11 protein-coding genes and 1 riboswitch are annotated in these 12,838 nt (G+C 71.6%); of the genes, 8 read left to right on the top strand and 3 right to left on the bottom strand.

The window, feature by feature from the left end; all coding sequences use genetic code 11:
• The first annotated feature begins 11 nt into the window (after positions 1–11).
• The 3 genes from CA984_RS11860 (at position 12) to CA984_RS11850 (ending at position 3,013) form a co-directional block, all read left to right on the top strand.
• The gene (locus tag CA984_RS11860; RefSeq protein ID WP_242675894.1) at positions 12–1,274 is read left to right on the top strand and encodes an NYN domain-containing protein; all 1,263 of its coding nucleotides are present in this window, start codon (positions 12–14) and stop codon (positions 1,272–1,274) included.
• Between the two features lie 46 nt (positions 1,275–1,320).
• Entirely contained in the window at positions 1,321–1,935 is a 615-nt protein-coding gene (locus CA984_RS11855; protein WP_133061637.1) for a hypothetical protein, read from the top strand.
• A gap of 121 nt (positions 1,936–2,056) precedes the next feature.
• Positions 2,057–3,013 carry a C40 family peptidase gene (locus CA984_RS11850; RefSeq protein ID WP_242675893.1) on the top strand — a complete coding sequence of 319 codons (957 nt, stop codon included), beginning with the start codon at positions 2,057–2,059 and terminating at the stop codon, positions 3,011–3,013.
• Between the two features lie 248 nt (positions 3,014–3,261).
• Here the strand turns inward: CA984_RS11850 and CA984_RS11845 are convergent, their stop codons facing one another.
• The 3 genes from CA984_RS11845 to CA984_RS11835 all read right to left on the bottom strand — a co-directional run bounded on the left by CA984_RS11845 (position 3,262) and on the right by CA984_RS11835 (position 7,081).
• Entirely contained in the window at positions 3,262–3,831 is a 570-nt protein-coding gene (locus CA984_RS11845) for a LemA family protein (protein WP_086571229.1), read from the bottom strand.
• A 303-nt stretch (positions 3,832–4,134) separates the two neighbouring features.
• Positions 4,135–5,664 carry an FAD-dependent monooxygenase gene (locus CA984_RS11840; RefSeq protein WP_086571227.1) on the bottom strand — a complete coding sequence of 510 codons (1,530 nt, stop codon included), beginning with the start codon at positions 5,662–5,664 and terminating at the stop codon, positions 4,135–4,137.
• Positions 5,665–5,809: 145 nt separating this feature from the next.
• The gene (locus CA984_RS11835) at positions 5,810–7,081 is read right to left on the bottom strand and encodes an erythromycin esterase family protein (protein ID WP_086571225.1); all 1,272 of its coding nucleotides are present in this window, start codon (positions 7,079–7,081) and stop codon (positions 5,810–5,812) included.
• A 437-nt stretch (positions 7,082–7,518) separates the two neighbouring features.
• On the opposite strand from CA984_RS11835, the gene CA984_RS11830 reads away from it, so the two are divergent.
• The 5 genes from CA984_RS11830 (at position 7,519) to CA984_RS11810 (ending at position 12,768) form a co-directional block, all read left to right on the top strand.
• On the top strand, positions 7,519–8,106 hold the full coding sequence (locus tag CA984_RS11830; RefSeq protein ID WP_086571224.1) for a TetR/AcrR family transcriptional regulator: 588 nt from the start codon (positions 7,519–7,521) through the stop codon (positions 8,104–8,106).
• 437 nt (positions 8,107–8,543) lie between these two features.
• Positions 8,544–8,702: riboswitch (cyclic di-AMP (ydaO/yuaA leader) on the top strand.
• 106 nt (positions 8,703–8,808) lie between these two features.
• On the top strand, positions 8,809–9,297 hold the full coding sequence (locus tag CA984_RS11825) for a C40 family peptidase (RefSeq protein ID WP_086571221.1): 489 nt from the start codon (positions 8,809–8,811) through the stop codon (positions 9,295–9,297).
• Positions 9,298–9,372: 75 nt separating this feature from the next.
• A complete protein-coding gene (locus CA984_RS11820; RefSeq protein WP_133061636.1) occupies positions 9,373–10,158 on the top strand; it encodes a hypothetical protein in 786 nt (261 codons plus the stop codon).
• A 211-nt stretch (positions 10,159–10,369) separates the two neighbouring features.
• Positions 10,370–11,647 carry a M48 family metallopeptidase gene (locus tag CA984_RS11815; protein ID WP_086571218.1) on the top strand — a complete coding sequence of 426 codons (1,278 nt, stop codon included), beginning with the start codon at positions 10,370–10,372 and terminating at the stop codon, positions 11,645–11,647.
• Complete coding sequence (locus tag CA984_RS11810; protein ID WP_086571216.1) at positions 11,644–12,768, top strand: glycosyltransferase family 4 protein; 1,125 nt, start codon at positions 11,644–11,646, stop codon at positions 12,766–12,768. Before CA984_RS11815 ends, CA984_RS11810 begins: the two co-directional genes overlap by 4 nt.
• Positions 12,769–12,838: the final 70 nt, after the last annotated feature.

The following is a 12,838-nucleotide window of genomic DNA, read 5'->3' as shown; positions in this document are numbered from 1 at the left end:
GCTTACACGTCGTGGAGCTGGCATCCCAGATCCTGGGGTCGATGCCCGCCTCGGCCGTGCCCCTGCCCCTCAGGGGGATCGCCAGGTTCGACCCTCGTAAACGCGCCAAACTGGGCAGTGCGCCGATCGCCGCCCAGCTGGAGAGTGACAAGAAGTTCCGCGAGCTGGTCGCCGAGACGCTGAGCGCGGGCTGGCCGGAGCTGGTGGCCAGCCTCGCCGAGGGCGTCATGCCGCCGGCCGCCGAGCCCGTCCTGGTCGCCGCCGCCGCCTATCTGACCCGGCCGCCGGGCTGGGCGGGGATGGTGGAGACCGCCCGCGCGGACCTGGAGCAGTCGGCCGCCGCGGCGGAGGGTTCGGCGCAGGAGCAGACCCTCACCCGGCTGCGCGAGCAGCTGGCCGCGCAGAAGAGCGCCGCCAAGGAGGAGTCCGACCGGCTGCGCGAGCAGCTCAAGACGGCCCGTTCGGAGATCTCCGACCTCCGCCGCAAGCTGCACGACGCCCGCGAGCGGGCCAAGGCGGCCGACGCGCGGGCCGCCGAGGTGGAGGAGGCCGCGCAGGAGGTCAAGGCCGCCGCCGCGTCGGCGGGAAGCGCGGGGGAGAGCGAGCTGCGCCGTCTCCGTGAGCGCGTGGCCGATGCCGAGCGGCAGCTGGAGGCCACCCGCCGGGCCGCCCGCGAGGGCCGGAGCGTGGAGGACACCAAGGTCCGCATGCTGCTCGACGCCCTCCAGGACGCCGCCGCCGGGCTGCGCAGGGAGCTCGCCCTGCCCTCCAGCATCAGCCGGCCCGCCGACTCGGTGGCCTCGGTCGCGCCCGGCAGGCAGGGGGTCCAGGCGGTGCCCGCCAGGGCGCTCGCCGACGACGACCCGGTCCTTCTCGACCAGCTGCTCGCCCTGCCGCAGATCCACCTGATCGTGGACGGCTACAACGTGACCAAGACCGGCTACGGCACGCTCACCCTCGCCGACCAGCGCAACCGCCTGCTCACCGGGCTCGGCGCGCTGTACGCGCAGACGCGCACCGAGCTGACCTGCGTCTTCGACGGCGCCGAGCTGAACGGCCCGGTCCCGGTGTCGGCTCCCCGGGGAGTCCGGGTGATGTTCAGCGCTCCCGGCCAGATCGCCGACGACCTGATCCGTCAGCTGGTCCGCGCCGAGCCCGCCGGCCGTGCCGTCGCGGTGGTCTCCTCCGACCGTGAGGTGGCCGAGTCGGTCCGCCGGATGGGCGCGCGGCCGGTCCCGTCGGTTCTGCTTCTGCGACGTCTCGGGCGCGGCTGAACCTTTTGGCCTTATGGTGCATCGGATCACACTGGAGGTTGATTCGATGCAGAAGATCATCGTACTGGTCTGCGCCGCCCTCGTGGCCGGTACGGCCGCCGCCGCCCCGGGCATCCCCAAGGGCTTCCTGCTGTACGAGAAGGCCGCGGCCGTGAAGGACCGCGACCCCGAGACCAACTGGAAGGTCAGCGACTCGCCGAAGGCGCGGTTCGCGGTCGACCCGTGCGGCAGGGGCGCCGTCGGCAAGGCGGGCCGGGTGGCCGCGCGGACGGTGAGGTTCACCGGTGTGCCGGACTTCATGAAGGTCGAGCAGGTGCTTCTGTACGGCTCCAGGGCGGACGCGGAGCAGGCCATGGCCCAGATCCGCGCGGCGCTGTCCGCGTGCGGGTCGAGGAGCGACGGCGGCTCCGGCTACCGCTACGCCTCCACCGCCGTGGCCGGCCTCGGAGACGACGCCCTGAAGGTCTCCGGGCAGGTCTACTACGGCAAGAAGGCCGGCATCGGCGGAGACCGGAGCGTGGTGGTCCGCAAGGGGAACGCGGTGCTGGTCTACCTTCGGGCCGGGGAGTACGCCAAGCCGGTCAAGCGGGACTGGGCCGACCAGTTGAAGGACGCCGGCAGGATGACCGCGAAGATCTGCGGGATCGCCGCCTGCGGGTAAAGAGCAAAACAGCCAAAAAGGTGAGCTAACCCTTACTGGTTCTGTACTATTCCGCCCAGGTCTTTGCACTGGGGGAGGCGGCGTCGTGGCCGTGGCGGGTATGCCGGGTGGGTTCGGGCGGATGCCGATGGCTGTGGGGGTGGCGCTCGCGCTGTTCCTGCTACCGGTCGGCGGTGCCTTCGCCGAACCGAAGCCGACCGTCGCCCAGGCCAAGAAGAAGCTGGAGAAGCTCAACGACCAGGCCGACAAGGTCGTCGAGAAGTACAACCAGGCCGGCGAGAAGCTGAAGAAGGCCCGCAAGAAGTACCGGGCGCTGAACGGCGACCTCACGCGCCAGAACGCCAAGGTCGCAGGGCTGCGCCAGGAGCTCGTCACGATGGCGGTCAGCAGCTACCAGCTCGGCGGGGTGAGCGGCTGGGAGGGCATGATCAACAAGCCCGATCCCGGAACGCTGCTGAGCGGCCTGGCCGCCGTCGACCAGATGGCCGCCTCCCGTGCCCTGTCCCTGGAGGCCTTCGACGAGGCGAACAAGCTGCTGCGTGTGAGCCGCGACACGGCCAAGGAGGCACTGGCCGAGGCCGACAAGACGCGTGACGAGCTGGCCGCGGAGAAGGCCAAGGTCGAGAAGATGGTGAAGGCCCAGACCAAGCTGCTGCGCGAGCTCGGCACCTTCCGGACCGGCGATCCCAACAGCACCGGGATCCAGTACAACGGCCCGGCCTCGGGCAACGCCCGGGCCGCCCTGGCCTTCGCCTTCGCCCAGGTCGGCAAGCCCTACCAGTACGGCGGCACGGGCCCGGGGGGCTGGGACTGCTCCGGCCTCGTCCAGGCCGCCTGGCGCAGCGGCGGCGTCAGCCTTCCCCGCACGACCTGGGAGCAGTGGAGCTGGGGCGCGAGCCGCAAGGTCTCAGTGAGCGAGCTCCAGGCCGGGGACCTCATCTTCAGCGAGGGACTGGGCCATGTGAGCCTCTACGCGGGCAACGGCAAGATCGTCCACGCCCCGCAGACCGGAGACGTCGTCAAAGTCGTCCCCCTGTCGGCCTACGGCCGCCGCCTGGTCGGGGCCGTCCGCCCCTGACACCCTCTCCGGTCCGCCTGACGGCCTCTCCGGTCCGTCCCTGATGGTCTCTTCCAGAGGGCTGTCCCTGACGCCCTCTCGTCCGCCCCTGACGGTCTCTCCAGGCTGTCTTGACGGCCTCTCCCGGCTGTCCTGACGGCCTCTCCCGGTTCCCGGCCGTCCCGGTCGCGCGGTGGCCGGGTCCCCGGTCGTCGCGGGCCCGGGAGCGGTGACCACCCCGGGGGACGACGCCGCGGCGGCCGGGGATCTCATTGCCGGGACCGCGCCCGGACCCGGCCGCCTTCCTCATCCGGTGCCCGGAAGTACTCGCGCCGCGCGAAGCCGGTCACGCCCGCCACGATGTTGGCCGGGACCATCTGGATCACGTTGTTGTAGATGAGGACGGCGTCGTCGTGGTGCTGCCGGGAGGAGGCGATCCGGTTCTCGGTGGTGGCCAGTTCCTCCCGTAGCTCGGCGAAGTTCTGGTCGGCCTTCAGGCCGGGGTGGGACTCGGCCACCTCGAACAGGTTCCGCAGCGCCCCGGACAGCGTGGTCTCGGCGACCGCCCGCTCGGCACGGCTCTGGGCGCCGGCCGCCCGGGAGCGCGTGGCGAGCACCGCCTCCAGAGCCTGCCACTCGTGGGCGGCGTAGCCCCTCACGGTCTCCACCAGGTCCGGGACGAGCTCGTGACGGTGCTTGAGCTGCACGTCGACCTGGGCCCAGGCGCTGTCCACCGCGCCGCGCTTGCGGACCAGCCCGTTGTAGGTCGAGACGAGGAGCAGCACGAGGAGCAGCACGAGGACCAGGGCGAGAAAGACGAGAACGGCCTGAGTGACCAAGGGAGCCTCCCGGGGAGAGTGGCGGCGTGCGCGGACCCGGTCCGCCGCGCGGTCACTCATCTGACCCCGGACCCCTTGCACCTCGCCTGCAGAAGCATTGCGCGCCCGCGACCGGCCCGCGCCCGCGACCGGCCCGCCGCCTCCTTCCGCGACCGACGCCGGGCCCTCGCCCGAGTGCTACGGCTACAAACCCGGCCTGACCCGGCTCGATGCAGTGAATGATCAACCAGTTGCCCCCGCTGGGCCACGCCTGCCTCAGCGCGGCGATCTCGCCGTCGTTTCAGGGTGTGCCGAACCAGGATTTCAGGGTGTGCCGAACCAGGAGGAGAGCGCTTCGCGCAGCGCGGGCGCGGTGGTGCCGGCAGGTTCGTCGAGGGTCGCGGCCCAGGCGATGTGGCCGTCCGGGCGGATCAGCAGGGCGTCGGCCGGTCGGTCATCGGTTTTGGCGGTGTGGACGTCGACGCGATGTCGCCAGTCCCAGGCGTGCCGGCGGAGGTCCGGGCGGTCGGCGAGGTCGAGCAGGATGGGCCGGGCGGGGTGCATGAGTTGCGCGACGCCGGTGACGCCCTGGTCGGTGTGCAGGGTGAGGTCGGGAGTGAAGGTGCCGGTCAGCGGGTGGTGGCTCATGCCTGGCATCGGGTAGCGGATGTCGGTGCCGGCGACCAGGGCTCCCATCCGGCGCAGCGGTTGTTCGTCGGTGAGCAGTTCGGAGAAGACGTCTCGCAGTGCTTCGGCGGCCGCGTCGTGTCCGCGCCGCAGGGCCACCTGGGCGCGGGTGTGCAGCATGGTGCGGGCGCCGGCGAGGTGACGTTCGTCGTGGTAGGTGTCCAGCAGGCCGGTCGGCGCCCAGCCCTGCAGGTCGGCGGCCAGCTTCCAGGCCAGGTTGACCGCGTCCAGCATGCCGGCGTTGAGTGCCACGCCGGTGGCCGGGAACAGGTGCGCCGCATCGCCGGCGAGCAGGATCCGCCCCTGGCGGTAGCGTTCGGCCTGCCGGGCCTTGAAGGTGAAGCGCGACAGCCGGATCGCCTCTCCCACGGGCAGGTTCACGCCGAGCACGCGGCGGATGCCGTCCTGGAGTTCGGCGACGGTCATCGGGATGTCGTCGTCGTATTCGGTGCTCTCGTCTTCGGTGGTGTAGAGGGAGACGACCTTGGAATCAGGCGAGGAGCCGAGGCCGAACAGGCCGTGGTCCGTCCGGGTGAAACCCGCGCGGATCGTGCCGAAGCCGGGCACGTCGAGATCGCCATTGCCGAGCACGGTCACCGTGTCGGGCAAGCTGACCTGGGCCAGCCGGTTGACCTCCGGATAGGTGGTGCCGGGGAAGCCGATGCCGGCCAGGTCCCGGACCCGGCTGCGCGCGCCGTCGCAGCCCACGAGGTAGCGGGCGCTCACCTGGTACGGCCCGTCGGGGCCGCGCACGTCCACCCTCACCGCTGCGTCGTCCTGGCTAGCCCCGGCCACCTCGTGCCCCCGGCGGATGTCGACACCGAGTTCGGCGGCGCGGTCGTCGAGCAGCCGCTCGAGTTGCTGCTGCGGTAGCGGCAGAGCGTGCAGCGGCGGGTCTGCCAGTTGGGTGAAGTCCAGGTGCACCCCGCCGAACGGGAAGCGAGGGGCGGGAGCGGGGCCGGTGCAGGCGGCTTCGAATCGTTCCAGCAACCCGCGACAGCGCAGCAGCTCCAGGATCTGCCCGCCCAGGCCCCCGGCCTTGGGGATGTCCCGGCGCTTCGGCTGCCGTTCCAGCACCAACGGCCGCACCCCGGCCAAACGCAGTTCAACGGCCAGCATGAGACCGGTCGGCCCGGCCCCCACAATGATCACATCGGCGTTCGTCACCGGTCACTCTCCTCGCAGGCTTTCGTCGCGTCATCGCGCGACCTGATCGTCAACAACATGTCCGAAGATGCTTGCCTCGGCCGGCGACCGTGCGGCACGACCGGCGGGGCTGAACAACTCGTCCCAGCGTTCAAGTCGAGGTCCCTCAGCTTGCGATGTCGGCCACGGTGGAGGTCGGGGTGCTGAGGACGCCGTCGAACGCGTCGAGGACGGGGGTGTGCAGGTAGGCGCTCTGGATCCGGATGCGGTCGGGGCCGGGGACCTCGTGGTGCGCCCGGCGGAGGTCGGCGATGCTGAGCCCCAGGCCGGCGTCGGCGAAGGCGGCTTCGACGCTTCCCTGCTCGGGCGGCTCCAGCGCGGTGTCGTCGATGGCGAAACCGAAGCGGGCGTTCTCGTCGGGGCGCATGTCGGCGGTGTGTCCGGTGATGCCGGTCAGGGCGAGGGCGACGTAGTCATCGCCCAGGGAGCTGTGCAGGTGCTGTCCCATGGGGAGCCCGGTGAGGTGGCCGTTGAAGGAGACCGGCGTTTTCTGGATGTGGGCGTTGTGGGCCGCCAGCACGATCCGGGTCCCGGGGTGGAGGCGCTCCAGGTGCCACAGGATCGACCCGGCCATGTAGACGTCCCGGGCCGAGGTGTCGGCGGTCAGGCCGTTGCCGGCGTACAGGCCGGCCATGGCGCGAAAGCCGTAGTCGGCGTGGCAGGCGGCCTCGAGGCGACGCAGGGCGATGTCATAACTGTGCTGGTCACCACGGGAGACGTACAGCGGTGCGACGGCGCGGAACCGGATGAGCAGACGCATCAGGGTCGCGCTGAGGGCGTCCTGCTCGGCGGCGGCCAGGCGGGTCCAGGCCGGTGCGGCCGCGGCCGCGGAGGCGCCGGCGAACGATTCGGCGATCCGCATCGCCTTCTGGATCGCGGGGAGGGTCTCGGGATCGACCTGGCGCAGGTAGTCGGCGACCGGTGCCAGGGCGGGAAGCACGGACCCACCGGCCGCCGGGATGTCGATCCCGGCGAAACGGACCGGCGCCGCGGCTGTGGCGTTGCGCCGGCGCATCCAGCGCAGTGGCTCATCGAGCCCCACGGGGATCGCCGTGGCGAGGTGGGCCGACAGGTCATCGTCCGTGCCCTCGCCTTGAGCCCACGCGTCAAGGGGAAAGCCTTCGCTGAAGCCGTACTCGAAGGCCAGGACGGTGAAGCCACAGCGTTCGACCAGGAACCGCAGGATGCGCCGGCGCATGAGCGCGAACTCGTTGATGAAGTGGGAGTTCTCACCGATCGCGACGACGCGCGCGTTGCCGATGAGCTCGCGCAGCGGCTCCAGGTCATCGAGCGGCGCCTCGGGGTCGAGGTGGGTGAGCGGGACGGCATGGGCGCCAAGCCAGCCGGCGAATGAGGTGTGGTGGGACGGGACAGGCATGCTGACAGCTCGATTCCGGTGTTGGAAGGTGAATCGAATGACGGGATGGGAGTGCGGGACACCGCACGCGGGGCGCCACGGGAGCTCGGCGGCATGGCGGTGAAGCCACCGGGCCGCGCCGGGCTGCCGGTTGTCCTGTGCCAGGACTGCTGAGCGGTCCGTCGCCCTCGCTGGGGGTGGGCCGCCTTACCCCTGCATCTGCGCGGGGGCCGCTTTCTCCGGGTCGTCGATGCTGCCGGCCATGATCGTCTTCTTTCCGGAGAAGTGGGGGAGAACGGCGGGTCTCGTTGCCTGGGCGCCGTGCGTGTCGAGGTGGGACACGCCGCCCTTGGCGGTCGCTCTCCTTAGCGCATCGGCACGTGCCGTACCGATGCGATGATGCTCAAGCGGGCTCTCACTGTCAAGTACGGCACGTGCCGTACCGATAAGGTGGCGGCATGACGGACGCACCCCATCGTCGCGGCGCCGACCGGACCGAGGCCATCATGCGGACCACGCTGGAGCTGGGCCGGGAGATCGGCTACGCCAACCTGAGCATCGAAGCGGTCGCGGCCCGCGCCGGCGCCGGCAAGCACACCATCTACCGCCGATGGTCATCCAAGGGGGCTCTGCTGCTCGACTCGCTCTTGTCGCTGAACGGGCCGGGCCTGGACTATCCCGACACCGGCGACGTCGTCGCCGATCTGCGCGCGCAGATCTACGCGGCCGTCGACCTGCTGGCCGGAGCGTCCTTCGGCCCCTTGTTCCAGGCCCTGATCGGCGAGGCCCAGCACGATTCCCGGATCGCCGCCGCACTCAACGAGCGCTTCATCGCCCCGCAGGCGGACAAGACCGTCGCCCGGCTGAAGGCGGCCCGCGACCAGGGCCAGCTGTCGCCCGGCTTCGACCTCGACCTGGCGATGGCGATCCTGTCCGGCCCGCTGTACTTCCAGCTCCTGATCACTCAGGAACCACTGACCCATGAGTATGTCGACCGGATCCTCGACGCCCTCTTCACCGGCATGGGCCCTCGACCGCGACCCTGAGGTACGAGTGCTCGTCCGGGTCTGCCGAGTGCTTCATCGGTGGCCGTCCAGTACCGCACCGCCCGTTTCCGGCTCGTTCCCTCACTCGCGAAGACGCTCGACGTCCTCACTCCGGCCGTCCGCGGACCGGAGGATTTGAAGATCGAAATTAGTGTGACGAATGTTACATAAATGGCGGTCTTCAGGTGATGATCACGAGAGTGTGACGAGGGTCATAAAGAAATAGCGGAACCGCCTATCACGCAGGGATTACGGAAGCGGGAGGGGCGCTTGTCGATCTCCATTCCCCTGGCATTGCTTTGCTGAAATTTGGTGATCGGAGTACCTTCTGGCGTCGCGGTGGCAAGCCATGTCGCCGCGACGAATGCCTGCCCGAAAGTCAGGCATTCCGCGGAAAATCCAATCGGCCGCCGCTCCCCTCCGGGGCTGGACCCCATCGCGGTGGCTTGCCGAATCCGTGCAGCCAGGAGGCATGGAACCGGGGACCCAAGGGCCCTCAAGGTGTGGCCAGGGGTGAATCGGCATATTTCATGCCGTAGGGCGACTTCCCCGTCCGAATCCGTCAGCTAACCCGGTAGGCATCAGTGGAAGCCCCAAGGAGAAATCCTGTCTACCACCCTGCGTAACCCCTGTCTGTCACGCCTTGCCCGCCTTTCCCTCGGCGGCGCCGCGCTCACCCTGACCGCCTCGTCCGGGGCGGTCGTGCTGGGATCCACGGCGGCACAGGCGACGTCGGACATCGTGGTCGCGGTCCAGGCCGAGAGCACGGCGAAGACCAAGAGCACGGCGAAGGCCAAGACGACCCGGACGAGCAAGGTCGCACGGCAGAAGGTGAAGGCCCACAAGGCCGTCTCGGCGGCCACGAAGCAGATCGGCGACCCGTACCGGTGGGGAGCCTCCGGCCCCGGCTCGTTCGACTGCTCCGGGCTCGTCCAGTACGCGTGGCGCAAGGCCGGCGTCTCCCTCCCCCGGATCACGCACAGCCAGTACCGCGCCGTCAGGAAGAAGGTCTCGTGGAGCAGCCTGCGCCCCGGTGACCTGATGTTCTTCTACGGCAAGGGCCACGTGGGCATGTATGTCGGCAAGGGCAAGATGGTCCACTCGCCGAGCAGTGGCAAGACGGTCCGGATCGTGAAGCTGAAGGGGTACTACAAGTCCTCCTTCGCCGGAGCGGTCCGTCCCGGCGGCTGACCGGGCGAATCGGCCCCGTCCATCCTCCGCGGATGGACGGGGCCGCTCCATGCCGGTCGAGTAACATCAACTCATATGTCCGTCCGGAGAGGGCGCCGCGCCGTGCTCACCGGGATGCTGGCGCTGATGAGCGCCGGTCTGACCGCCGGAGCGGGGCCGCTCCCGCAGGAGACGCGCGGCCTCTGGCCGGGGGCCGCGACCGTGGTCCGCGGGGAGCACTCCGTCGTGATCGGCCACCGCGTCCCGCTCGCCGATCTCCGCGATCTGGCGTCGAGGGCCGACCGTGCCCGCCGTACCGTCGGGCGGATCTGGGGGCCGGTCCGGCCGGTGATCCTCTTTCCCGCCACCGACGCGGAGGCGGCGGCGCTCGCGGGCGCCGGGAGCACGGGAGGGCTGGCCGCGATGGCCACCGCCGACAGGGTGATCGTCCTGCCGTCGGGTTACGCGAGGCTCAGCGCGATCGGCCGGGACGTGGTGATCACGCACGAGCTCACCCACGTGGCCACCGGCGCGACCCGCGGTGGCCGGGTGCCGATGTGGCTGTCGGAGGGGTTCGCCGACTACGTGGGATACCGCGACGCCGGGATCGGGGTCCGTGAGGCCGCCGCCGAGCTGGCCGCGGAGGTGCGCGCCGGCACCCTGCCCGCCCGCCTCCCCGGAGCCGCCGACTTCGCCCCCGGCGCCCCGCGGCTGGCGCAGACCTACGAGGAGGCGTGGCTCGCCTGCCGCTACATCGCGGAGCGCTTCGGTGAGAAGGCGCTGGTGAGGCTCTACGGTAGCGATGTCGGCAGTGCGCTGGGCCTGTCGCCGGCGGAGCTCACCGCCGCCTGGCGTGACCACCTCCGGAGGGAACTGGGTTGACGCGGACCACGACGGGCACGCCTGCGGCCTCCGGGGGGATCGCCATGGCGCGGACTATGACAGGCATGCCTGCTGCCTCCGGAAGGGGCGCCGTGACGCGGACCACGGCGGGCACGCCTGCGGCCTCCGGGGGGATCGCCATGGCGCGGGACACGACGGGCATGCCTGCGGCCTCCCCGGGGGCTGCGACACGCCTGCGGGAAGGGATCCGATGACGACGACCACGGTGGAGGCGCCCTCGGGCATCAGGGTGGCAGGGTGGGCGCTGGCCGCGCTCGGCGCGGCCACGCTGGCGATCGTGGCGTTCACCACGCCCTGGCGGGCCCTGCCCGCCGCCGCCCCGTCTGTCCCGCCGGATCCGGCCCGCGACTTCACCCCGGACCAGATCGCCCGCTCCGAGACCTTCGACGCGGCGGTCAGCGCGCCCGCCTACCTGTCGCTCGGCCTGACCCTCGTGGTGGCCGGGGTCCTGGTGAGCACCCCGCTGGGCGCGCGGCTGCTCGGCCGGCTGAGGGGGCCGTGGTGGCTGCGGGTGCTGCTCGGGGTCCTCGTCCTGTCGGTGGCGGTGGAGATCCTCCGCTGGCCGCTGGGCATGTGGTCGGAGACCTACCTGCGCGAGTTCGGCCTTTCCACCCAGAACTGGCCGGCCTGGACGGCCGACCGGGTCAAGAACATCGGCATCAGGACCGGGCTGAACGCGATCATGGTGCTCGCGGTGGTCGCGCTGGCGCGCCGCTACCGGCGCTGGTGGATCCCCGCGGCGGCCGGCGCGTTCGCGCTGACCGTGGCCGCCTCCTTCGCCTACCCCGTGCTGATCGAGCCGGTCTTCAACGACTTCACGCCGATGCCCGCCGGGCAGCTCCGCGACGACCTGCTCAGCATGGCGGCCCGCGACGGCGTGCCCGTCGAGGACGTCCTGGTCGCCGACGCCTCCCGGCGGACCACCGCGCTCAACGCCTACGTCTCCGGCTTCGGCGCGACCCGCAGGATCGTGGTCTACGACACGCTGCTGCGGGCCCCCGCCGACGAGGTCGAGCTGGTGGTCGCGCACGAGCTGGGCCACGCCAAGGCCGACGACGTGCTGTACGGCACGCTCGTCGGCGCCCTGGGCGCGGCCTGCGGGGCGTGCCTGCTCTACCTCGCGGCGTCCTGGCGGCCGGTACGGCGGCGCACCGGGATCGCCTCGGTGGCCGACCCGAAGGCGGTGGGCCTGGTCATGGGGCTGCTGAGCCTGGCCACGGTCCTGTCCGGGCCGGCGCAGAACCTGGTCAGCAGGCACATCGAGGCTCGCGCCGACGCGCACGCGCTGGACCTGACCAGGGATCCGGCCGCGTTCGTGTCCATGCAGAGACGGCTGTCGGTCACCAACATCTCGGATCTGTCGCCGGACGCCTTCGAATACGTCCTCTACGTCTCCCACCCCACAGCCCCGCAGCGCATCGCCATGGCGCGCTCCTGGGCCCTGCTGAACGGCATGCGGGAGCCGTGAACCGCGCGCTGATCGTCACCAACGACTTCCCGCCCCGGGTGGGCGGCATCCAGTCGTTCGTGCACGGTCTCGCCGCCTGCCTCCCGCCGGACTCTGTGGTCGTCTACGCCCCGCGGTGGCCCGGCTGCGAGGCGTTCGACGCCCGGCAGCCGTACCCGGTCGTGCGGCACCCCACCTCGCTGATGCTGCCCACCCGCGCGGTCGCCCGCCGGGCCGCGGAGCTGGTCGCCGAGTTCAAGTGCGACACCGTGGTGTTCGGGGCGGCGGCCCCGCTCGGTCTGCTCGCGCCCAGGATGCGGGCCGCCGGCGCGGGGCGCATCGTCATGATCACCCACGGCCACGAGGCCTCCTGGGCGCAGGTCCCGCTCGCCCGCCGCCTGCTGGCCAGGGTCGGCCGCCACGCCGACGTGGTCACCTACCTGGGGGAGTACACCAGGCAGCGGCTGGCCCCGGTGATCGCCGGCGGCAAGCTGGTACGGCTCGCGCCCGGCGTCGACACCGGCCTGTTCCGGCCGGAGGCCGGTGCGGGACAGGTCCGCGCGGCGCTGGGGCTGGGGGACCGGCCGGTCGTGGTCTGCCTGTCCCGGCTGGTGCCGCGCAAGGGGCAGGACGTCCTGCTGCGGGCCTGGCCCCAGGTGCTGCGGGCCGTGCCGGACGGGGTGCTGCTGCTCGTCGGCGGCGGGCCGTACCGCAGGACCCTGGAGCGGCTGGCCCGGCCGATGGGCGGCTCGGTCAGGATCGCCGGGCCGGTGCCGTCGGCGGCGCTGCCCGCCTACCTCGCCGCCGGCGACGTGTTCGCCATGCCGTGCCGTACCCGGCTGGGCGGCATCGACGTGGAGGGGCTCGGCATCGTCTACCTGGAGGCCTCCGCCAGCGGGCTGCCCGTGGTGGCGGGCTCGTCGGGCGGGGCCCCCGACGCGGTGCTGCAGGGGGAGACCGGCCTGGTCGTGGACGGGACCTCCCCGGCCGAGGTGGCCGGGGCCCTCATCGACCTGCTCACGGATCCGGCCAGGGCCCGGGAGATGGGCCGGCGCGGACGCGAGTGGGTCACGCGGGAGTGGGACTGGGAGCGGGTCGCCACCCGCTTCGCCCGGCTGCTCGAACCGGCGCGACCCTCCTGACCCGCGTCTGCCCGCGACTGCCCGCGTCTGACCCGCGACTACCCGCGTGGCCGGGTCTGACGCGCCGGTC

Source organism: Streptosporangium minutum (genome assembly GCF_002149035.1).
Lineage (GTDB): Bacteria > Actinomycetota > Actinomycetes > Streptosporangiales > Streptosporangiaceae > Streptosporangium > Streptosporangium minutum.
Note: the sequence above shows the minus strand (reverse complement) of the source record. Positions and strands in the feature narration are given on the sequence as shown.